Source organism: Streptomyces sp. B21-083 (assembly GCF_036898825.1).
Taxonomy (GTDB): Bacteria; Actinomycetota; Actinomycetes; order Streptomycetales; family Streptomycetaceae; genus Streptomyces.
The window spans coordinates 1,405,738-1,427,453 of sequence record NZ_JARUND010000001.1 but is presented as its reverse complement, the minus strand read 5'-3'; the positions used below and the strand labels follow the sequence as shown (position 1 = coordinate 1,427,453).

The window sequence follows — 21,716 nt, the reverse complement described above, 5'->3', positions numbered from 1 at the left end:
TTCCTAGCGTTCGAGGACGAGGGCGAGACCCTGGCCCACGCCGATGCAGAGGGTGGCGACACCGACTCCCGTGCCCTTGCGGGCGAGTTGGTGGGCGACGGTCCCGGCGAGCCGGGCACCGGAGGCGCCGAGCGGGTGGCCGAGGGCGATGGCGCCGCCCTGCGGGTTGAGGACCGCCGGGTCGAACTCGGGCCATTCGGCGACGCAGCCGACGACCTGGGCGGCGAACGCCTCGTTCAGTTCGAGAGTTGACAGCTCGTCAAATGCCTTGCCCGCCTTGGCGAGTGCCCGGTTGACGGCTTCTACGGGAGCGAGGCCGAAGTAGTCCGGGTCGATCGCGGAGACGCCGGTCGCCGACACGCGGGCGAGAGGTTCGCGGCCGGTGGCCTTCAGGCCTTCCTCGTCGACCAGGAGGAGAGCGGCGGCGCCGTCGTTGAGGGGGGAGGCGTTGCCGGCCGTGACGGTGCCGCCGTCCGTACGGAAGGACGGCTTGAGCTTGGCCATGGCTGCCAGGGAGGCGTCGGCGCGTACCGATTCGTCGGCGGCGAAGGTGACCGGGTCACCCTTGCGCTGCGGGATGGGGACGGGTGCGAGTTCGGCGTCGAACAGGCCTGTCTGCTGGGCGGCGGCGGCCTTGCGGTGGCTGGTGAGGGCGAACTCGTCCTGCTGCTCGCGGGTGATCTTGTGCTTGTCGGCGATGAGTTCGGCGGACTCACCCAGCGGGATGGTCCAGCGCGGGTCCATCCTCGGGTTGGTCATACGCCAGCCGAGCGTCGTCGAGTACAGCTCGGTGTGCCCGGCGGGGAAGGGCCGGTCGTTCTTGGGCAGGACGTAGGGGGCGCGGGTCATGGACTCCACACCGCCCGCGAGCACGATGGAGGCGTCGCCGACGGCGATGGCACGGGCGGCCTGGATCACCGCTTCCAGGCCCGAGGCGCACAGCCGGTTGACGGTGACGCCGGGGACGGAGGTGGGCAGTCCGGCGAGCAGACCGGCCATACGGGCGACGTTGCGGTTGTCCTCACCGGCGCCGTTGGCGTTGCCGAAGTAGACGTCATCGACACGGGAGGGGTCCAGACCGGGCGTACGGGCGAGGAGTTCACGGATGGCGTGCGCGGCGAGGTCGTCCGGACGGACACCGGCCAGGGCGCCGTTGTAGCGGCCGATCGGGGTGCGTACGGCGTCGACGATGTAGACGTCCTTCAGACGGCTCACGGCTGGATCTCCTCCGGGGTACGGACCTTCGCGGCGGTCTTCGCCACGATCTCCTCGACGGTGACGCCCGGCGCGGTCTCCACCAGCACCAGCCCGTCGCCGGTGACATCGAGAACACCCAGGTCGGTGATGACCCGGTTCACACATGCCTTGCCGGTGAGCGGCAGTTCACACTGCTCCAAAATCTTCGGGGAGCCGTCCTTCGCGGTGTGCGTCATGACCACGATGACCGTACGAGCCCCGTGCACCAGGTCCATGGCACCGCCGATCCCGGTGATCAGCTTGCCCGGAATCGCCCAGTTCGCCAGGTCACCCCCGGCGGACACCTGCATCGCGCCCAGTACGGCGACGTCGATGTGCCCGCCCCGGATCATCCCGAAGGAGAGCGCCGAGTCGAAGAAGGAGGCGCCCGGCAGGACGGTCACCGTCTCCTTGCCCGCGTTGATCAGATCGGGGTCGACCTGGCCCTCGGCCGGATAGGGGCCGGTGCCCAGGATGCCGTTCTCCGACTCCAGGATCACCTCGACATCGGCGGGGAGGTAGTTGGGGATCAGCGTCGGCAGACCGATGCCCAGGTTCACGTACTGCCCGTCGCGCAGTTCCCGCGCGGCCCGGGCGGCCATCTCTTCCCTGGTCCAGGCCATCAGCTGCTCACCGTCCGCTGCTCGATCCGCTTGTCGGCCACCTGTTCGGGCGTCAGTGCGATCACTCGCTGCACGAAGATGCCCGGCAGATGCACCGCGTCCGGGCCGATCTCGCCGGGCTCGACCAGCTCCTCGACCTCGGCGACCGTGATCCGGCCGGCCATGGCCGCGAGGGGGTTGAAGTTCCGGGTGGACTTGTTGAAGACCAGGTTGCCGTGCCGGTCGCCCCTTGCGGCCCGCACCAGCGCGAAGTCGGTACGGATGGCGCGCTCCAGCACGTACTGCGTGCCGTCGAACTCCCGTACCTCCTTCGGCGGTGACGCCAGAGCCACACCGCCCGAGCCGTCGTACCGCCAGGGCAGACCGCCCTCCGCGACCTGGGTGCCGACCCCGGCGGGCGTGTAGAAGGCGGGAATACCCGACCCGCCGGCGCGCAGCCGCTCGGCGAGCGTGCCCTGCGGGATCATCTCGACCTCCAGCTCACCGGCCAGGTACTGGCGGGCGAACTCCTTGTTCGCACCGATGTACGACCCGGTGACGCGGGCGATCCGGCCCGCCGCAAGCAGCACCGCGAGACCCGACTCCATGGCCCCGCAGTTGTTGGACACCACCGACAGCCCCGAGACCGCGCGCTCGTACAACGCCGCGATCAGCACGTTCGGAACTCCACTGAGTCCGAAACCACCCACCGCGAGCGACGCGCCGTCCGGCACATCGGCCACCGCCTCCAAGGCTGTGGCGACCACCTTGTCCATCCGTGTAGCCCCATCTCTTCCGAGCGCAATTACTCAGGGCACTGAGTATTTCGGCAAGGTTTCCCTCACGCTGCCACTCGTCGGACACGGCGTCAAGAGTCGTGAGAAAACAGCACGTGGAGTCAGGTGTGTCCAGACGGGAGACATGGAGATGGCTGGGACTGTATCGTCAGTACACCAACTAAATTCTGCCCTCAGAAGACGACGATCCCAGGAGCGGACATGGCCGCGGTGGACCTCTCCACCCACCCCGGGCACCTCGCCCGGCGGCTGCAGCAGGCGCACTACCTGCTGTGGAACACGATGGTCTCCGAGGAGATCACCTCGCCGCAGTTCGCGGTCCTGAACGCGCTGGTCGCCGAACCGGGCCTCGACCAGCGCACGGTCGGGGAGCGGGTGGGCCTCGACCGGTCCACGGTCGCCGAGGTCGTCAGCAGGCTCGGCCGCCGCGAACTCATCGACAAGGTGCGCGACCCGGAGGACGGCCGCCGCTCGCTGCTGCGCCCCACGGAGGACGGGGTGCGTACGCACCGCAAGCTGACCGTACGGACGGCCCGGATGAACCAGGTCTTCCTGGCCCCGCTCTCCGCCGACGAACAGACCGTCTTCCTCGACCTCATCCAGCGCGTGGCCGACGCGGCGGAGGGGCTGCGCAACCCGGTGGAACCTCTCGCCTCCCCCAGCTCCCCGCGCTGACCGCGCTTCCGCGGCAGGCCGGGTCCGCTCAGCGGACCTGGAGCGGATACCGTGCGAGGCGAGACCGCGGCCCGGACGTGGGGCGGTCCGGAGCCGAGGAGGAACAGGGATGGCAGCCGGAGGATCCGGGACAGGAGGCCCGGCAGAGTCCGAACCCGCGGGGATGCGTACCGTCCAGCGGGCCATCGACATCCTGGGGCTCTTCGACGAGATCCGGCCCGCGCTGTCCCTCCGCGAGATCGTCAGCGCCTCCGGGCTGCCCAAGACCACGGTGCTGCGACTGCTCCAGACCCTGCGGCTCAACGGCCTGCTCTGGGTCGACGAGCACGGCCGCTACCTCGCGGGCCCCGCCCTGCTGCGCTGGTCCCGGCTCGCCGAGCAGGCCTGGCGGCTGCCGGCCGCGGCCCGGGCACTGCTGCGCGACCTCGCCGCCGAGCACAAGGAGACCGTGCACCTGTATGTGCGCCGGGACATCCACCGCGTCTGCATCGCCCAGGAGGAGGGTCCGCAGGCGCTGCGCCAGGTCGTGCGGGTCGGCGACGAACTCCCGCTGTGGGCGGGCGGCGTGGCCAAGGCGCTGCTGCTGGACGCCTCGGACGGGCTGCTGCTGCGGGTCGCGCAGGCCTCACCGTACGGGGCCGGACATCTGGCGACCCTCCGGACCTGGATCGAGGAGGCCCGCGATCACGGGTACGCCGTGAGTCACGGCGAACGCGAGGAGGGGCTGTCGGCGGTGGCCGTGCCGGTGCGGGGGAGGAGCGGGGCTGTACTGGCCGCGCTGTCCTTCGGCGGCCCGAGCACGCGGTTCACCCCGGAGCGGGTGACACGGTTCGAGGCGGCGCTGCGCGAGGCAGCGGGGGAACTGTCGCGGGCGGGACTGCCGTTCGAGGCCTGAGGAGGGCTCCGCCGGCTGCGCTGTTCGACCCGGCTCCGCTGGAGGTGGTCGCGCCCGCGCGGGCATGGTTGCGTGCCGCTGCCCGCTGCCCGCTGCCCGCTGCCCGCTGCCCGCTGCCCGCTGCCCGGTGCCCGGTGCCCGGTGCCCGGTGCCCGGTGCCCGGTGGCCGGTGGCCGGTGGCCGGTGGCCGGTGGCCGGTGGCCGGTGGCCGGTGGCCGGTGGCCGGTGGCCGGTGCCCGGTGGCCGGTGCCCGGTGCCCGGTGCCCGGTGCCCGGTGCCCGGTGCCCGGTGCCCGGTGCCCGGTGCCCGGTGCCCGGTGCCCGGTGCCCGGTGCCCGCTGCCCGCTGCGTGTCGTGGAGGGGCGGGTGCTGTGCTTGGTGCCGCCGGGGCGATGTGGGGGACTGCGGTGGGGCGGCCGGTCCGGGGCAGCGCTTCGCGCACAGGGCGATGGGCTGCCTCGTCAGGCCCTCGCGAACAGTACCCACACCTGCCCCTTCGCGAAGTTCACCGGCGTACCGGCCGCCGTCGTGAAGTCCGTCCCGTCCGGGGCCGCCGCACGCCGCCACTTGACGTCGAAGGCCCGCCCGTCACGCAGTACTTGGGCCCGGCCCGAGCCCACGGACTGGGTGTACGGCGAGTTGTTGCCGAGCACGTCGTGGAAGCGCGACTCGCGCACCTTCACGTACTGCACGACGACCGTCGGGGCGGCGATCCGCTTGCCGTCGCCCGCGACGGTCGGGGTGCCGTCCATCGACACCAGCCAGCCGTGCCGCTCCGCGGACCAGGTGAACGTGAAGCGCGCCGACGGGAAGCGGACGGTGCGCGACTTCTCCGGGGCGCCGCCCTCGGGCGCGGCGCCGTAGCGGAAGCCGGTGGTCAGCGCGTCCGCTCCGGGGGCGGTGCCGACCAGCTTCTGCGGCCGCAGATACAGGTTGTGCGGCGCCGCCCTGTCTGTGCCCCGGTAGTAGGCGCCGGAAGCCGCCGACTCCGGGGGCTCGGCCGTCAGTGGCGCCCGGTCGATCAGCGGCAGCAGCTTGCGCTGGGCCCCGGAGAAGGCGAGCGTCGGCTTGTCGAACTGACCCAGCAGCTCCAGATCGGACTCGCGTGCGCTGCGCACCGGCCCGACGGCCTCCGGCAGCCGGGTCGCGTAGATCGCCATCAGCCGGCTCAGGCCGCCCTCGACCTGCTCGGCGTACACGATGTCCGCCGCCTCCAGGCCGGTCTGGGGGCGGGCCCCCGGGACGTTGTCGATCTTCACGGCGAGTACTGGGCCGGCGCTCGCCGGAGCGTGCGATTCGGGGTGGTCGGGCTCCTCGCTCCGGCTGTGGGTCTGCCCGCGTCCGTCGTCGGAGGGGCGGCCACCGCTCGTGCAGCCGGCCATCAGAGAGGCCGTCACGGTGGCGGCCACCAGCGCCGCCGCGACCGTTCCGTGCCGCCACGTCCGTGTCGTTCGCGTCATCTGTCGCATACCCACCGTCGCCACCAAGTCCGTGTCTACGATTGTGCGCTTATCCGGTCATTGGTGGCCATACCCGATCGGTTCTGATCGCGCGTGTTATAGGGGCCGAACGGCCCACGGAGGAGGTGGTCCAAGGGTGACCTCAGTCCTGCGGCCCGAGAATCTCCGCGAGGTCGTACCCCACCGGCTCCTCCAGTTGGTCGTACGTGCAGCTGTCGGCCGTACGGTCCGGGCGCCAGCGGCGGAAACGGGCCGTGTGCCGGAAGCGCGCCCCGTTCTCCATGTGGTCGTACGCCACCTCGGCCACCAGTTCGGGCCGCAGCGGGATCCACGAGAAGTCCTTCTTCGTGGACCAGCGGCTCGGCGCCCCCGGCAGCCGCGCCGACTCGTGCGCCGTCTCGTCCGTCCAGGCGGCCCACGGATGCTCGCCGACGTCCGCCAGCCGCAGCGGCTCCAGTTCCTCGACGAGTTCGGCCCGCCGCTTCATCGGAAACGCCGCGCTCACCCCGACATGCTGGAGGGTGCCCCGGGCGTCGTACAGCCCGAGCAGCAGCGAGCCCACGATCGGACCGCTCTTGTGCAGACGGTACCCGGCGACCACGACATCCGCCGTCCGCTCGTGCTTGACCTTGAACATCACCCGCTCGTCCTGCCGGTAGCGCAGGGTGAGCGGCTTGGCGATGACACCGTCGAGGCCAGCCCCCTCGTACTGCTCGAACCACCGCCGCGCCACCTCGATGTCGGTGGTCGCCGGCGCCACATGAACAGGCGGGGTCACTCCGGACAAGGCCATGGTGAGCAGCGCGCGCCGGTCGGCCAGCGGGACGTCGACGAGCGACTCGTCGGCCAGTGCCAGCACATCGAACGCGACGAACGAGGCCGGGTTCCGCTCGGCCAGCGTCCGCACCCGGGACTCGGCGGGGTGGATACGCTCGGTCAGCGCGTCGAAGTCGAGGCGCCCGCCGAGCGCGATCACGATCTCGCCGTCCACCACACACCGCTCGGGCAACCGCTCCCGCAGCGCCGCCACCAGCTCCGGAAAATACCTGGTCAGCGATTTGCCGGTACGGCTGCCGACCTCGATTTCGGCTCCGTCACGGAACACGATCGCCCGGAAGCCGTCCCACTTCGCCTCGTACTGCATGTCCGGGGGGATCCGCGCCACGGACTTGGCGAGCATGGGCTTCACGGGGGGCATGACCGGGAGATCCATGGTTCGATTCTGCGCGTCCATGACCGTTGTCGCCCGGTATGCGAGCTTCGCGCGGTACGCCTACCGTGGCTCGCATGGGTGAAGCGGTGGAGCTGGAAGCGTTCGGTCGGACGGTGCGGCTGTCCAGTCCGGACAAGGTCTTCTTTCCGGAGCGCGGCTTCACCAAGCTCGACCTCGCCCAGTACTACCTCGCCGTCGGCCCCGGCATTCTGCGTGCGCTGCGCGACCGGCCCACCACCCTGGAGCGCTATCCGGACGGGGTGAGCGGCGAGAACTTCTTCCAGAAGCGGGCGCCCAAGAACATGCCCGACTGGATCCCGACCGCCCACATCACCTTTCCCAGCGGTCGCAGCGCCGACGAGATGTGCCCGACCGAAGTGGCCGCCGTGCTCTGGGCCGCCCAGTTCGGCACCCTCACCTTCCATCCCTGGCCGGTGCGACGCGCCGATGTCGACCACCCCGACGAACTGCGCCTCGACCTCGACCCGCAGCCCGGTACGGACTACGAGGACGCGGTGCGTGCCGCCCACGAACTACGCGCCGTGCTCGATGAGTTCGGCGGTCTGCGTGGCTGGCCGAAGACCTCCGGCGGGCGGGGTCTCCACGTCTTCGTGCCGATCGAACCGCGGTGGACGTTCACCCAGGTCCGGCGGGCCGCGATCGCCGTCGGGCGGGAGCTGGAGCGGCGGATGCCGCAGCAGGTGACGACCAAGTGGTGGAAGGAGGAGCGCGGGGAGCGGATCTTCGTCGACTACAACCAGACCGCCCGCGACCGCACCATCGCCTCCGCCTACTCCGTCCGGCCCCGGCCGCACGCCCCCGTCTCGGCGCCGTTGACGTGGGAGGAGGTGGCGGACGCGCGGCCACTCGACTTCGACCTCGCGACCATGCCCGGCCGTTTCGCCGAACTCGGTGACGTCCACGCGGACATGGACGATCACGCGTTCTCCCTCGACACCCTCCTCGAACTGGCCCGCCGTGACGAACACGAGCACGGACTCGGTGACCTGCCGTATCCCCCCGAGTACCCGAAGATGCCGGGCGAGCCCAAGCGCGTACAGCCAAGTCGGGCCCGCAAGGAGTGACTTGGCCAACCGTGCGGGGGCACCTCCCGTTCGGCGCGGTTACGCCACCGGACGGGAGGTGACCCCCTTGCTCAGGCTTGTTCAGGACAGTTCCTTGATCCGGACGTCCCGGTACGAGACCACATCGGTCGTGCCGTGCACCTGGAGGCCGAGGTAGCCGGACGCGAACCGCCGCCCGTCCGTGCCCGGGTCGTCCGAGCGCGGTGGGGTGAAGTCCTGGCCGCCGGTGTTGTCGAACTCGTTGATCAGCACGCCGTTGCGGAACACCGAGTAGTGCTGGTCGACCACGCGGATCTCGTAGTCGTTCCAGGTGCCCTTCTGGGTGACGCCGGCCCCAGCGAGTCCCACCCGGTCGAAGCCGTAGACCGAGCCCGTCTTGTACATGTCGCCGTCGGGCCGGTCGAGCACCTGCACCTCATGCCCGTACTTGATGGCGACCCACTCGGGCCGGTCCTCCTCCGGATGGCCGTGGACCCACGGGAACCGCACGAAGACACCGGCGTTGGCATTGCCCGTGCCCGGCGCGTCGTCACGCCACTGGAGCTTCAGGGAGAAGTCGCCGTACTTCCGCTCCGGGAACCACAGCATGCCCATCCCCGCGACCGTCGTGCTGCTGGTGATCGACCCGTCGCCGTTCGGCGTGAACGAACCACCGCCCACCTGCTGCCACTTGGCGAAGGACGCGGCCGTACCGTCGAGGATCGTGCGGTACCCCTCGGTCTGGCCGGGCCTGCCGATACCGGACGCGCGGGCCGCCTCCTCGATCGCCGTGTCCTCCCGTTCGTCGACGGCGCCGTCCTTGAAGAGCCGGTCGAGGACGGTCCGGACGTGCTTGAGGAACAGGGCGTGGGACGTCCACTCCCGTTCGTCCTCGATCAACTCGCCTATGCGGCAACGGTTGTTGGTGACACGGTTGGGGACCCCGGAGTCGACCGCGCCGACGATCACCGTCAACCGCTCGTCGTACTCCGGGCAGTTGGGCGCCGGGACCCCGCCACCCGCCACGACCGTGAGGCTCACCGAGCGCGCGTCGCTGCTGTTGCCCGCCTTGTCGCTCGCCCGGTAGGTCAGGGTGTGCGCCCCCGCCCGGTCGACGACCACCGGCGCGGTGTACGCCAGATAGGGTCCGCCGTCGAGTGAGTACTCGACCGTGGCGACACCCGAGCCGCCGTGGTCCGTCGCGCTGACGGTCACCCTGGCGCTGTTGACGTAGGCGCCGTTCGCGTTCCGGGTGCCCTCGACGGTCACCCCGGTCACGGGCGGCACGGTGTCCTCGGCTGGCTGTGCCACCACGGTGAAGGCGACGCTCTTCTCCGGGGAGACGTTGCCCGCCTTGTCGGTGGCACGGTACCGGACGGTGTGACTGCCGACCTGGTGCACCATCACCGGCCCGCTGTACGGCTGCCAACTCCCGTTGTTCACCGCGTACTCGACCGTGTTGACCCCGGACCCGGTGTCCGACGCGGAGACGGTGACCGTCGCCATGTCGAGATACGCCCCGGCCGGGTTCTGTTCGCCGCTCACCGTCGCCGAGGTCTCCGGTGGCGCGGTGTCATCCGTCGGCGGCGGGACCACCGTGAACGTGACGCTCTTCTCGGCAGCCGCGTTGCCCGCCTTGTCGAACGCCCGGTAGCGCACCGAATGACCGCCGACCTGGTCGATCACGACCGGTACGGTGTACGGCTGCCAGGCGCCGTCCGTGCCGATCGCGTACTCGACCCGGTCGACGCCGGAACCCTCGTCACTCGCGCCGATCGCCACGCTCGCCGAACCGACGTACGCGCCTTGCGAGTTCTGCGCACCGGAGACGGTCGCCGAGGTCTCCGGGGCCGTCGTGTCCGCGCCGCCGCCCTCGGTCACCACGAGAATGCCCTGCATCTGGCCGTGGCCCGGAATGGTGCAGTGGTAGCGGTAACGGCCGGGGGCGAGCGTGACCTCGGCGGTGTGCCGGCCGCCCTGGTCGTCGTTCGGGTTGGCGAGGATGTTGAGCGGAACGTCGTTGTTGTACTCCGGGTCGGAGACGTCGAACGTCAACGTGTGCGGCATTCCCATGGTGTTGCCGGTCGCCGCACTGTTCTCGAAGACGATCGTCGTCGCGCCCGCCACCGCCGTGACCGGCACGGAGGCGTACTTGGTGATGTCGTCACCCGCCGTCCAGGTGAGCACCTGAGCGGCGGCGGTCGGCTCGGCGGCGGGTTCCGCGGCGGTGCGCGCCCCTGCCGCCGACGCCAGCCCGAGGACCATGAACAGGGACGCCAACAGGGCCGTCCAGAGCTGCCTGCGTCTGCGCACTACTTCGCTCCCCTCGCGAGGTCGCCGGCCGCGGGAGTGGGGCCGCCGCCGGTGTAAGTGATCCGCCACAGTGCCGACTTGGCGTCCGAGGTGAAGAAGCCCCGGCCGTAGTCGAGGACGTAGAGCGCGCCGTCGGGGCCGAACTTCCAGTCCATGAGGTTCTTGATGCCGTCGTTGCCGACCGGCACGATCTTCTTCAACGACTCGGAGTGGATGGGCAGTCCGCCGTCGCCCTGGGTCTTCGGGTCGGTGAGCACCGCGTTGCGCGGCTGGTCACCGTCGTAGAAGTCGCCCACGAACCACTTGCCGTCCCAGTAGGCCGGCCACTTGGTGGTGCTCGTGCTCGCCGCGTCGTAGCGGTACACCGGCCCGTTCATCGCGGCCTGGCCGCCGCCCTTCAGCCACGGCAGCAGATAGGTGCTCTCGGCCTGCTTGTAGGACGGGATGCCGTTCGCGTCGCGGGGGAAGTCGGGGGCGCCGCCCTGGGGCGAGTACCAGATGTTGTTTCCGGTGACGGGCGGCAGGTCGACCAGACCGTCGTTGTTCGGCGACTCGTTCTTCGGGTGGTCGCAGTCGTACCAGCCCAGCGGCTTCGTCGGATCGGGCAGATTGCGGTCCCGGTAGGGCTGCTTGTTGCCCATGCAGTACGGCCAACCCCGGTTGCCCGCCCGGGTGATGGTGGCGAACGTGTCGTACTTCGCCGGGCCCCAGGTCGTCGAGGGCGCGCTCGCGTCCGGGCCGACCCAGCCCGCGTACAGGGTGTCGGTCGCCTTGTCGACGGAGATACGGGCCGGGTTCCTGACCCCCATCACATAGATCTCGCCGCGCGTCTTTCCGCCGCCCTCGTCGGTCTCCCGGCCCGTGAAGAGGTTGCCCTCGGGGAGCGTGTACGTGCCGTCGGGCTCCGGATGGATGCGCAGGATCTTGCCGTTGAGGTTGTTGGTGTTGCCGGCGGTGCGCCGCGCGTCCGCGAACGAGACGCCCTTGTAGGCGGGTTGGGGGTTGTTGCCGGAGTAACCGTCGCTGAACTGGCTGGAGTTGTTGTCACCGGTCGCGATGTACAGGTTGCCCTTGGAGTCCCAGGCCATCCCACCGCCCGCATGACAGCAACTGTGGATCTGCACCGGCCACTTGAGCAGCACCTTCTCGCTGTTCAGGTCGAGCCGGTTGGTGGCGAGGTCGAGGGTGAAGCGCGAGACGTACCGCTCGGCCGTCCTCGTGTCGCGGTTGATCCTTGAGTGGGGCGTGTAATGGAGATACACCCAGCCGTTGCGCTCGAAGGACGGATCCAGCTCGATGCCGAGCAGCCCCTCCTCGACCTTGATCAGCTCATCTCCGCCGCCCTTGTTGCCGAAAACGGTCAACTCGCCCGCCAGAGTGACCTTTTTGGTCCTCGGGTCGTAGACGTGGATCTGCCCGGTGCCCTTGCCGACGGCCGGGTTGTTCCAGTCGGTGACCACCGGCTGCGAGGAGTCGGCGCCGCCCCGCCCGATGTAGAACACCCGCCCGTCGGGCGCGGTCACCAGTCCGTGCGGCTCGCCGATCTGGTCGCTCCGCCCCGGCTGGTTGGGTACGGTCAGCCGCTCCGCCTTGTAACTGGCGTTGATGGTCGCCTTGCAGTCGGCCTGCGCCAGTCGGGTCGTCCACAGCAGCGCCCCGCGCAGATGACCGCGGAAGTCCGCCTCGTCGTACGACGACACCGTGCCGCCCATGCCGGTGTAGAAGGAACGTCCGCCGTCGTAGTCACGGCACCAACTCACCGGGTGGTCCCAGCCGTTGGCGCTCGCACCGGGTTTGTACGTCGACTCGCGCACCCGGGCCACGGTGTGCACGTCACCGGAGGGGTTCTTCACCCAGTTCAGCCACTGGTCCGGCCGTTTCCACTGGACGGGCAGCTCCCTGGTGGCCGGATGCCGCCGGTCACCGACCTCGATGGTGGCCCGCTGTACGGCCGTCGGGCTGGTCGCCGCCGGCCGGGCGCCCACCAGGCCGGTGAACCAGTCGGAGTACGGTTCCGCCCGGGCCGCGTCATGGATGCCGACGAAACCGCCGCCGGCCTCCATGTACGTCTCCAGCCCGGCTTCCTGCTCCGGATCGAGGACGTCACCGCCCCCCGTCAGGAAGACGATGGAGTTGAAGGTCCCGAGCCGGGGCCCGTCCGTGAACACGGCGGCGTCGTCCGTCGCCTCGACGTCGAAGCGCTGTTCCACCGGGCCGGACAGCCCGATCCGCTCGATCGCCTCGATCCCGGCGTTGACGACCGGCGACTCGTCCCCGGCCGCCGCCGAACCGTGGAAGACCAGGACGCGTACCCCGCTGCCACCGGGCGGCGAAGTGACGGACATCGTTGTCGCGGCTGGTTCGGGTGCCGGCCGGGCGCTCGCGGCGGGTCCTGACAGCAACCCGGCGGTGACGACCGATGCGGCGACCGTGGCCGTCCAGGCCCGTCTCCGCCCGCTCTCGTTCCTTCCTCTGCTCCTCGCGCTCAACTCCCGTAAACGCCTGGATTCCTGATGCGATGTGAACCGCACGTGGCCACCCACCCCTCCTCGGTCACAGCAAACGCAAAGGAAGTTAGACCCCTTTGGGCGGCTCGCCAAGAGGTATGACCGGGATAGGGCAAACTTTGTCCTGGGTGTGGATAAACGGTCTCGGTACCGCTACCGTCTCACCGGTTCCTCTCGTTCCCGCTGCGCATCTTCCGTACCAGACTGGGGAGTTCGGCATGGACAGGCGTGACTTCAACCGGCGGGTGCTGCTGGGTGGCGCGGCCGTCGCGACATCGTTGTCCGTGGCGCCGGAGGCCGGCGGTGCGACCGCCGCCACCGGCGCACCCGCGAAGACCGCCCCGGCCGGCGGCGAGGTGCGGCACCTCCAGCTGTACGCCGAGCGGCTCCCCGACGGGCAGATGGGCTACGGCTTCACGAAGGGCACGGCATCGGTTCCCGGCCCGCTGATCGAACTGAACGAGGGCGACACGGCGCACATCACCCTGGAGAACACGACGGACGTGGCCGTGAGCCTGCACGTCCACGGCATGGACTACGAGATCTCCAGCGACGGGACGAAACTGAGCCGCAGCGATGTCGAGCCCGGCGGCACCCGCACCTACACCTGGCGCACCCACGCCCCGGGCCGCCGCACGGACGGCACCTGGCGGGCGGGCAGCGCCGGCTACTGGCACTACCACGACCATGTCGTCGGCACCGAACACGGCACCGGCGGCATCCGCAAGGGCCTCTACGGCCCGGTGATCGTCCGGCGCAAGGGAGACATCCTCCCGGACACCACCTACACGATCGTCTTCAACGACATGACGATCAACAACCGGCCCGGCCACCAGAGCCCGAACTTCGAGGCCACGGTGGGTGATCGCGTCGAGTTCGTGATGATCACGCACGGCGAGTACTACCACACCTTCCATATGCACGGTCATCGCTGGGCGGACAACCGCACCGGCCTGCTCACCGGCCCCGACGACCCGAGCCAGGTCCTCGACAACAAGATCGTGGGCCCGGCGGACTCCTTCGGTTTCCAGGTGATCGCGGGGGAGGGGGTCGGCGCCGGCGCGTGGATGTACCACTGCCATGTACAGAGCCACTCGGACATGGGAATGGCGGGTCTCTTCCTGGTGCGCAGGGCGGACGGGACGATTCCGGGCTACGAGCCGCACGGTGTGAGCGGGACGGGGGAGGCGCGGTCGTCGCACGGGCACTGACGGGATCGGAGAGCGCTCTCATCCGGTGCCGGGCCGGGACTATCCTGATCGGCAACCGCCGGATGAGGAGCCCCGAAGTGACCGAGACCGCGTCGCGTCCCACCCTGGAGGCCGTGGCCGCGAGGGCGGGAGTCTCCCGGGCCACCGCGTCACGCGTCGTGAACGGCGGGGACGGTGTGCGCGAACCCCTCGTCGAACGGGTCCGACAGGCCGTCGAGGAACTCGGGTACGTGCCCAACCAGGCCGCCCGCTCCCTGGTGACCAGACGGCACGACGCCATCGCCGTCGTCATCGCCGAACCGGAGACCCGGGTCTTCGCCGACCCCTTCTTCGCCCTCCAGCTCCGGGGGATCAGCAAGGAGCTGACCGCCCACGACTCGCAGCTCGTGCTGCTGCTCACCGAAGGCCGCGACGACCACACCCGCGTCGGCCGGTATCTCGCCGGCGGACATGTCGACGGCGCCCTCGTTTTCTCCCTGCACCTCGACGACCCGCTGCCCGGGCTGGTCCGGGGCGCCGGTGTGCCCACCGTGTTCGGCGGCCGGCCCGGCTGGAGCGACGGCACCCGCGACGCCGTGTACGTCGACAGCGACAACCGGGGCGGCGCCCGGACGGCCGTACGGCATCTCGTCGGCCTCGGGCGGACCCGGATCGCGCACATCACGGGCGCCCTGGACCAGACCTCGGCAGCGGACCGGCTCGACGGGTTCCGGGACGTCGTGCCCGACGCCGACCCGCGACTGGTCGTCGAAGGCGACTTCACGCCGGCGGGCGGGGAACGCGCGATGCGCGAACTCCTGGACCGGTGCCCGGACCTGGACGCCGTGTTCGCCGCCAACGACCTCACCGCCTCGGGCGCCCTGCGTGTCCTGCGCGAACGTGGACGGCGCGTGCCCGAGGACGTCGCCGTCGTCGGCTTCGACGACATGCTGCCGATCGCCGAGCAGACCGACCCGCCGCTCACCACGGTCCGCCAGGACATCGAGGAGATGGGCAGGCTGATGGCCCGCCTGCTGCTGCGCGACCTCGGCCCCTCGCGGACAGCCCCGACGGGCGCGCCGCCCGGGCTCGTCCTGCCGACGACCCTGGTCCGCCGCGCCTCGGCGTAGCGCTCACGGCGCGGACGGCTCGCGTTCGGTTGCCGCGAGTGTCGCGAGCCGAAGAAGTCTGACCGCGCGGCCCGACAGGCCCGGCCGCGCGTCCTCGCAGGGGTTGGGCCTCCCGCGCGCTCCCGCAGGTGTTGGGCCTCCGGCGTTTCCGCAGGGGTTCGGCCGGCCGCGTGTCCTCGGAGGGGTTGGGCCTCCCGCGTTCCCGCGAGGGTTCGGCCGGCCGCGCTCCCGCAGGGGTTGCGCCTCCGGCGCTTCCGCAGGGGTTCGGCCGGCCGCGTGTCCTCGGAGGGGTTGGGCCTCCCGCGTTCCCGCGAGGGTTCGGCCTCCCGCGCCCTCGCGAGGGTTCGGCCGGCCGCGTGTCCTCGGAGGGGTTGGGCCTCCCGCGTTCCCGCGAGGGTTCGGCCTCCCGCGCCCTCGCGAGGGTTCGGCCGGCCGCGTGTCCTCGGAGGGGTTGGGCCTCCCGCGTTCCCGCGAGGGTTCGGCCCGCCGCGCCCCGCGAGGGCTCGGCCTCCCGCGCCCTCGCGAGGGTTCGGCCGGCCGCGCTCCCGCGAGGGTTCGGCCCTCCGTGCTTCCGCAGGGGTTCGGCCTTCCGCGCCCCCGCAAGGGTTCGGCCTTCCGCGCCCCCGCAAAAGCTCGGCCCCCCAGCGCCCGTGCGGGGGGCGTCTGGCTCACGTCTGTGTCGACGCGCTCCTGATCACCGCGAACCGTGCCCCGTACGGGTCCGTCAGTCTGGCGATGCGGCCGACGCCCTCGATGTCCGTGGGCGGCATCCGGACCTGGCCGCCTTGTTCCTGGGCCGTGGCCACCGTCGCGTCGGTGTCGGCGACCTCGAAGTACGGCAGCCAGTACGGAGTGGTCTCGACGCCCGTCGGGTCGTCGTCCACGTCGACGACGCCACCGAACATCCCGTCGTCCCCGGTGCCCGCCGGATTCACGCACGTGTACGAGCCGCCCGGGAACGGCACCGCCGAGGTCTCCATGCCCAGCACGGTGGCGTAGAACGCGGCGACCTTGGGCACGTCCGTCGTGTAGAGCTCCACCCAGCACAGGGAACCGGGGTCGCCGGCCACCTCAAGACCCTTGATCCGGCCGGGCTGCCAGAGGCCGAAGACGGCGCCGGTGGTGTCGGTGAGGATGGCCATCCGGCCCGCGTCCATGACGTCCATGGGCGGCGCCGGTGTACCGCCCCCGGCCTGCTCGGCGGCCTTGGCGGTGGCGTCGGCGTCCGGGGTCTGGAAGGACACCGTCCAGGACGGGGGACCCTGGTCCGCAGGCATCTGCATGCCGCCCGCGGCGGTCCGCCCGTCCAGTTGGAAGAAGCCGTACCCGCCGGCCTCGGGGCCCGCCGACCGGAAGTCCCAGCCGAAGAGCGCTCGGTAGAAGGTGGTGGCGCCCTCGATGTCGGGGGTGCCGAGATCGATCCAGTTCGGAGCGCCGGTCACGAAACGGGTGGTGAGCATCATTGCCCTCCTTCGTGGGCCCCGCCCGTTGCGAGGGACCCGTTGCCTGCTCTGCCGAGTCTCGCACCGCCCACTGACAATCGCCGCCCTGACGCTTTCGCGGGTCCCGGGCGCCGACGCTCCGCGCGCCGCCGTGCGCTCGTACCTCCGGCGGGAGCATCATCGGGCGAACCGGCGAGACACCCCGGGCCCCTCGTCGGGCGGCTCCGGTGGTCGCTGTTGATCGGTGTTGATCGGACGTTGAGCGAACGTTTTTCGCCGTCCGGCACGCTCTGGTGCATGTACTACGAGACGATCACCCCGATGGACAGCGCCTGGCAGGCGCAGGCCCTGTGCGCGCAGACCGGGGCCGACTTCTTCTTCCCCGAGCCGGGCAGCTCGGTCCGCGAGGCGAAGCGCATCTGCGGGATGTGCGAGATGCGCCCGGCGTGTCTGGAGTACGCGCTCAGCAACGACGAACGGTTCGGCGTCTGGGGCGGCCTCTCCGAGAAGGAGCGGCTCCACCTCCGACGCGCCTCGCACACCACCCACTGACTTCCGGCGCGAGGCCCTGACAGCACCGCGCCGCCACCTCGGGGCCGGCGTGCGGGACGCGGCGCCGGACGAGGTGACGGCGTAGGAGTGCGTGGTGTTCCGGGGGCGGTCAGCCGGCGGCGCGGGCCGCCATGCGGGCCTTGCGGGCCGCGAGCTTCACGTCGAACTTGGAGGCTTCCGCGTCCAGGCCGCCCATGAACATCCCCAGTTCCTCCTGGGCCTGAAGGCCCTCGGGGCCGAGGTCGCCCATGTCCATGACCTTCAGGTGGCGCAGGACGGGCTGGAGCACGTCGTCGTGGTGGATGCGCATGTTGTAGACCTCGCCGATCGCCATCTGCGCGGCGGCCCGCTCGAATCCGGGCATGCCGTGACCGGGCATCCGGAAGTTGACGATCACGTCCCGTACCGCCTGCATGGTCAGGTCGGGCGCGAGGTCGAAGGCGGCCTTCAGCAGGTTCCGGTAGAAGACCATGTGCAGGTTCTCGTCGGTCGCGATGCGGGCCAGCATGCGGTCGCAGACCGGGTCGCCGGACTGGTGGCCGGTGTTGCGGTGCGAGACGCGGGTGGCCAGCTCCTGGAAGGCGACGTACGCCACCGAGTGCAGCATCGAGTGCCGGTTGTCCGACTCGAAGCCCTCGGCCATGTGCTGCATACGGAACGCTTCGAGCTTGTCGGGGTCGACCGCGCGGGAGGCGAGCAGGTAGTCGCGCATCACGATGCCGTGGCGGCCCTCCTCGGCCGTCCAGCGGTGCACCCAGGTGCCCCAGGCGCCGTCGCGGCCGAACAGGCTGGCGATCTCGTGGTGGTAGCTGGGGAGGTTGTCCTCGGTGAGGAGGTTGACGACCAGGGCGATCCGGCCCAGCTCGGTGACCTTGGACTGCTCCTTGTCCCAGGCCTCGCCGTCCTCGAAGATGCCGGGGAAGTTGCGGGCATCGCTCCACGGCACGTACTCGTGCGGCATCCAGTCCTTGGCGACCTTCAGATGACGGTTGAGTTCCGTCTCGACCACTTCTTCCAGGGCGTACAGCAGCCGAGCGTCGGTCCAGGCGCTGGACGGGCTGCCGAGGTGCGGAGAAGTGATCGTCATGAATGCTCCAGAAAGACGTGCGAGCGGGTGCGCGGACTACAGGGGACTCGACCTACGGCATCGTAGGCTACGTTCCCGTAGGTTACGCCACCGTAGGTTAAGAGTGTTGTAAACATCCCTGATCAGCGGGTTCATGCCAGGGCGCGGTGAGACTTCCGGGACCCGCAGGTCATCGCCGGAACGAGTATCTCGGTCACCCGTCAGGCGTACAGCTCCCTCAGCCGCACCGAGAGGCATGTCACACAGCCTTCGAGCTTCTCGAACTCGCTGATGTCGACGAGCACCGGTTCGTGCCCGAGTTCGGCGAGCAGTTCGGCCGTCTTCGGCGCGCTCGCCGCCATCAGCACCTTCCCGCCGTCCAGCAGGACCACGTGCGCCCCGGACTCCTCCGGCACCGGCAGGAAGCGCGGGAAGAGGGACGGCGTGTCCACCAGGGGCGCGTACCCGATGACGGTCCCGTCGGGCAGCGCGGTGACCGCCGACTTCAGGTGCAGCACCTTGCTGACCGGCACGGCGACGACCCGGGCACCGAGCGGTTCGAACACCGCCCTGAGCTGCTGCACCCCGGCGGCGTTGGTCCGCCCGCCCCGGCCGACGTAGAGGGTGTCGCCGACCTTGAGGACGTCACCGCCCTCCAGGGTGCCCGGCTCCCAGACCCAGTTCACCGAGCAGCCGAGGCGGGCCACCGCCTCCTCGACACCGCTGGTCTCGTCGCGCCGGGACTCGGCGCCGGGCCGCGCGATCAGCGCGACGTTCCGGTAGACGACCACCGCGTCCTCGACGAACACCGAGTCCGGGCAGTCGTCCGCCGGGTCCACCTCGACGGTCTCCCAGCCGTGCGTGCGCAACGCCTCCGCGTACGCCTCCCACTGGCGGCCGGCGAGGTCGGCGTCGATCTCCTCGCGCTCGATGTGCGTGACGAGACCCTCGGCCAGGCGCGGGCTGGGGCGACGTATGAGGGCCTTCTTGCTGGGCACGAGGCGAACTCCGTATCGGAAGGGGGCGTCCGCGCACATCATGCAGGGCGGGCCTGTGCGGACAAAAGCCCCGGAGGTCAGACCGGTGGCCGCGCCCCCGCGTCGATCACCCCACCTCCTCCGGATCGATCTCCCTCAGCTCCCCGTCGAGCAGCAGCCACCGGGTGATCCCGATCGACTCCAGGAACGGCAGGTCGTGGCTGGCCACGATCAGTGCGCCTTCGTACGAGTCGAGAGCCGTCGTGAGCTGTCGCGCGCTCGCCATGTCCAGGTTGTTGGTCGGCTCGTCCAGCATCAGGAGCTGGGGCGCGGGCTCCGCCAGCATCAGGGCGGCCAGAGCGGCGCGGAAACGCTCGCCGCCCGACAGGGTCGCCGCCCGCTGGTCGGCGCGGGCACCCCGGAACAGGAAGCGGGCCAGCCGGGCGCGGACCCGGTTGTTGGTGGCGCCCGGGGCGAACCGTGCCACGTTCTCCGCGACGGTCAGCTCGTCGTCGAGCACATCGAGCCGCTGCGGCAGAAAGCGCAGCGGTACGTGCGCCCGCGCCTCCCCGGAGACCGGGGCCAGCTCCCCGGCGACCGTCCGCAGCAGGGTCGTCTTCCCCGCCCCGTTGCGCCCGATCAGCGCGACCCGCTCGGGCCCGCGCAGATCGAAGGAGCCGACGCTCGCCCCGTACGCCAACTCCAGGTCCAGGAGCGTGAGTACGGTACGGCCCGGCGGCACCGCCGTGTACGGCAGGTCGACGCGGATCTCGTCGTCGTCCCGTACGGCGTCCACCGCCTCGTCGAGCCGCTCCTTCGCGTCGGCTAGCCGTTCCTCGTGCATGATGCGGTGCTTGCCCGCCGACTCCTGGGCGGACCGTTTGCGCGCCCCCATGACGATCTTCGGCTCACGCTTCTGCTCGAACATCTTCTGCCCGTACTTCTTGCGGCGGGCCAACTTGAGCTGGGCGTCGGCCAGTTCGCGTTTCTGCTTCTTCAGGTCGGCCTCCGCGACGCGCACCATGCGTGTCGCCGCCTCCTGTTCGGTGGCCAGCGCCTCCTCGTACGCCGAGAAGTTGCCGCCGTACCAGGTGACCTCTCCGGAGCGCAGATCGGCGATCTGGTCGACCAGGTCCAGGAGTTCGCGGTCGTGGCTGACCACGATCATCACGCCGGGCCAGGAGGAGACGGCCGTGTACAGGCGTCGGCGCGCGTACAGGTCGAGGTTGTTGGTCGGTTCGTCCAGCAGGAGCACGTCCGGGCGGTCGAGGAGCAGCGCGGCCAGCCGCAGGAGGACCGCCTCGCCGCCCGAGACCTCGCCGACCGTGCGGTCCAGGTCGATGTGACCGAGCCCGAGTTCGCCGAGCGTGACCAGGGCGCGTTCTTCCACGTCCCAGTCGTCGCCGATCGTCTCGAAGTGCGCCTCGGCCACGTCACCCGTCTCGATGGCGTGCAGCGCCGCCCGCTGGGCGGAGATACCGAGGACGTCCTCGACGCGCAGCGCGGTGTCGAGGGTGACGGACTGCGGGAGGTAGCCGACGTCGCCCGCGACGCGGACGGCGCCGTCGGCGGGCCGGAGCTGTCCGGCGATCAGCTTCAACAGGGTTGATTTTCCTGATCCGTTGACACCGACGAGCCCGGTGCGGCCGGGGCCGACGGCGACGTCGAGAGCGTCGAAGACGGCAGTGCCGTCGGGCCAGGCGAAGGACAGGGAGGTGACGGCGACGGAAGTGGTGGCTGACATGTGGCCTCGCGGTTGCTTGATTCGGTGGGGGCAAACGCGTGTCGAGACACCGACGGCCGGCGGAGGAATCCTGGAGGCACGGACAAGGCCCTGTTCCGGAGGGAGGAACGGACGGCTCGTACACCGAGGTCGCACGCTGCGCGGACACACCACTGAAGGGTGTGCGGCGCGGTGTCTCAGGACCTCAGTAGAGCAACGTCCTTCTCCATTCGACGGCAACAGGACCGCTGCAAGCGTAGGAAGAGGCGCTTCAGGCTGTCAAAGCATTAACTCTCACAGGGCGTCGCGCATCAGCTCCGCGAGGTCGCGGTCCAGGTCGGTCTGGAGGTGCTCCAGGCCGACGGGCACCAGCTCGGTGGTGGCCGCCAGGAAGCGCCGCAGCTCGCCGGAGCGGACATGTACGACCGCGGTGCCCTCGGGGGCGTGGAACTCCAGGACCGTGCGGTCGTACCCGTACGGCCGCACCCTCACGTCGCCGTGGCCCTGCGGTTCCCGCAGGCCGTCGGCGAGGAGTTCGCGGGCGAAGGTCCAGCAGACCTCCACGCCCTCCAGGGTGGCCGGCGCGGGGAAGGTCATCCGGACCGCGAACGGGTCGCTCCGGTCGTAGGTGAGGGTTGCGGGAATGCTCGTCACCCGCGGTGCGGCGGCGACGAGACGGGCCTGTACGAGCTGCTCGATGACGGTGAACAACGACTTGCTCCCTTGTGACGGCCTGCCGGACTCCTGGGTGGAACGGTCCGCACACTGAGAGAGACGCTGGAACGAGCCAATCAGTGCACCTGAATTTCTAGTGACCTCTGTCACCGAGTTCATTCACCTCGTGCTCTTGCAAGGGAGGCCCTCGGCGTTCGCAC

Annotated in this window: 19 protein-coding genes; 7 read left to right on the top strand and 12 right to left on the bottom strand. The window is 70.5% G+C overall.

Annotation, left to right across the window (positions count from 1 at the left end; genetic code table 11):
• Positions 1-3: 3 nt before the first annotated feature.
• Genes QA861_RS06255 through QA861_RS06245 form a run of 3 tightly spaced genes read right to left on the bottom strand, consistent with a single transcriptional unit; the run spans position 4 to position 2,614 of the window.
• Positions 4-1,206 carry a thiolase family protein gene (locus QA861_RS06255; protein ID WP_334590471.1) on the bottom strand — a complete coding sequence of 401 codons (1,203 nt, stop codon included), beginning with the start codon at positions 1,204-1,206 and terminating at the stop codon, positions 4-6.
• A 5-nt stretch (positions 1,207-1,211) separates the two neighbouring features.
• Entirely contained in the window at positions 1,212-1,859 is a 648-nt protein-coding gene (locus tag QA861_RS06250; protein WP_334587202.1) for a CoA transferase subunit B, read from the bottom strand.
• Positions 1,859-2,614 (bottom strand): CoA transferase subunit A, encoded by a 756-nt coding sequence (locus QA861_RS06245; RefSeq protein WP_334587201.1) that lies wholly within the window; start codon positions 2,612-2,614, stop codon positions 1,859-1,861. The genes QA861_RS06250 and QA861_RS06245 overlap by 1 nt, the downstream gene beginning before the upstream one ends.
• A gap of 222 nt (positions 2,615-2,836) precedes the next feature.
• Here QA861_RS06245 and QA861_RS06240 point away from each other — a divergent pair, with 222 nt between their 5' ends.
• Together QA861_RS06240 and QA861_RS06235 are read left to right on the top strand one after the other, a co-directional pair.
• Positions 2,837-3,310 carry a MarR family winged helix-turn-helix transcriptional regulator gene (locus QA861_RS06240; RefSeq protein ID WP_334587200.1) on the top strand — a complete coding sequence of 158 codons (474 nt, stop codon included), beginning with the start codon at positions 2,837-2,839 and terminating at the stop codon, positions 3,308-3,310.
• A gap of 163 nt (positions 3,311-3,473) precedes the next feature.
• Positions 3,474-4,205: an IclR family transcriptional regulator gene (locus tag QA861_RS06235; protein WP_334587199.1), complete on the top strand. Its 732-nt coding sequence runs from the start codon at positions 3,474-3,476 to the stop codon at positions 4,203-4,205.
• 460 nt (positions 4,206-4,665) lie between these two features.
• On the opposite strand, the gene QA861_RS06230 is transcribed toward QA861_RS06235, so the two are convergent.
• Both QA861_RS06230 and QA861_RS06225 read right to left on the bottom strand, forming a co-directional pair.
• Complete coding sequence (locus QA861_RS06230; RefSeq protein WP_334587198.1) at positions 4,666-5,664, bottom strand: DUF3048 domain-containing protein; 999 nt, start codon at positions 5,662-5,664, stop codon at positions 4,666-4,668.
• Between the two features lie 142 nt (positions 5,665-5,806).
• Positions 5,807-6,877 (bottom strand): ATP-dependent DNA ligase, encoded by a 1,071-nt coding sequence (locus QA861_RS06225; RefSeq protein WP_334587197.1) that lies wholly within the window; start codon positions 6,875-6,877, stop codon positions 5,807-5,809.
• Positions 6,878-6,951: 74 nt separating this feature from the next.
• On the opposite strand from QA861_RS06225, the gene ligD reads away from it, so the two are divergent.
• The gene (gene ligD / locus QA861_RS06220; protein ID WP_334587196.1) at positions 6,952-7,962 is read left to right on the top strand and encodes a non-homologous end-joining DNA ligase; all 1,011 of its coding nucleotides are present in this window, start codon (positions 6,952-6,954) and stop codon (positions 7,960-7,962) included.
• Positions 7,963-8,043: 81 nt separating this feature from the next.
• Here ligD and QA861_RS06215 read toward each other — a convergent pair whose 3' ends face one another.
• Together QA861_RS06215 and QA861_RS06210 are read right to left on the bottom strand one after the other, a co-directional pair.
• The gene (locus QA861_RS06215; protein WP_443041549.1) at positions 8,044-10,206 is read right to left on the bottom strand and encodes an OmpL47-type beta-barrel domain-containing protein; all 2,163 of its coding nucleotides are present in this window, start codon (positions 10,204-10,206) and stop codon (positions 8,044-8,046) included.
• 47 nt (positions 10,207-10,253) lie between these two features.
• Positions 10,254-12,599, bottom strand: coding sequence for a ThuA domain-containing protein (locus tag QA861_RS06210; protein ID WP_334587194.1), 2,346 nt, complete (start codon positions 12,597-12,599; stop codon positions 10,254-10,256).
• On the opposite strand from QA861_RS06210, the gene QA861_RS06205 reads away from it, so the two are divergent.
• The 3 genes from QA861_RS06205 to QA861_RS06195 all read left to right on the top strand — a co-directional run bounded on the left by QA861_RS06205 (position 12,589) and on the right by QA861_RS06195 (position 15,081).
• Positions 12,589-12,768, top strand: a complete 180-nt coding sequence (locus QA861_RS06205; RefSeq protein WP_334587193.1) for a hypothetical protein — start codon at positions 12,589-12,591, stop codon at positions 12,766-12,768. The genes QA861_RS06210 and QA861_RS06205 overlap by 11 nt on opposite strands.
• Before the next feature lie 211 nt (positions 12,769-12,979).
• On the top strand, positions 12,980-13,972 hold the full coding sequence (locus QA861_RS06200) for a multicopper oxidase domain-containing protein (protein WP_334587192.1): 993 nt from the start codon (positions 12,980-12,982) through the stop codon (positions 13,970-13,972).
• 77 nt (positions 13,973-14,049) lie between these two features.
• Positions 14,050-15,081, top strand: coding sequence for a LacI family DNA-binding transcriptional regulator (locus QA861_RS06195; protein WP_334587191.1), 1,032 nt, complete (start codon positions 14,050-14,052; stop codon positions 15,079-15,081).
• Positions 15,082-15,749: 668 nt separating this feature from the next.
• Here the strand turns inward: QA861_RS06195 and QA861_RS06190 are convergent.
• A complete protein-coding gene (locus QA861_RS06190; RefSeq protein ID WP_334587190.1) occupies positions 15,750-16,541 on the bottom strand; it encodes a VOC family protein in 792 nt (263 codons plus the stop codon).
• A gap of 279 nt (positions 16,542-16,820) precedes the next feature.
• On the opposite strand from QA861_RS06190, the gene QA861_RS06185 reads away from it, so the two are divergent.
• A complete protein-coding gene (locus QA861_RS06185) occupies positions 16,821-17,075 on the top strand; it encodes a WhiB family transcriptional regulator (RefSeq protein WP_334587189.1) in 255 nt (84 codons plus the stop codon).
• A 109-nt stretch (positions 17,076-17,184) separates the two neighbouring features.
• On the opposite strand, the gene QA861_RS06180 is transcribed toward QA861_RS06185, so the two are convergent.
• The 4 genes from QA861_RS06180 to ssgD form a co-directional block, all read right to left on the bottom strand.
• Complete coding sequence (locus tag QA861_RS06180; protein WP_334587188.1) at positions 17,185-18,162, bottom strand: acyl-ACP desaturase; 978 nt, start codon at positions 18,160-18,162, stop codon at positions 17,185-17,187.
• A 200-nt stretch (positions 18,163-18,362) separates the two neighbouring features.
• Positions 18,363-19,139: a dimethylargininase gene (gene ddaH, locus QA861_RS06175; protein WP_334587187.1), complete on the bottom strand. Its 777-nt coding sequence runs from the start codon at positions 19,137-19,139 to the stop codon at positions 18,363-18,365.
• A gap of 106 nt (positions 19,140-19,245) precedes the next feature.
• Positions 19,246-20,862: an ABC-F family ATP-binding cassette domain-containing protein gene (locus QA861_RS06170; RefSeq protein WP_334587186.1), complete on the bottom strand. Its 1,617-nt coding sequence runs from the start codon at positions 20,860-20,862 to the stop codon at positions 19,246-19,248.
• Between the two features lie 273 nt (positions 20,863-21,135).
• The gene (gene ssgD, locus QA861_RS06165) at positions 21,136-21,552 is read right to left on the bottom strand and encodes a spore wall synthesis regulator SsgD (RefSeq protein ID WP_334587185.1); all 417 of its coding nucleotides are present in this window, start codon (positions 21,550-21,552) and stop codon (positions 21,136-21,138) included.
• Between the last annotated feature and the right edge of the window lie 164 nt (positions 21,553-21,716).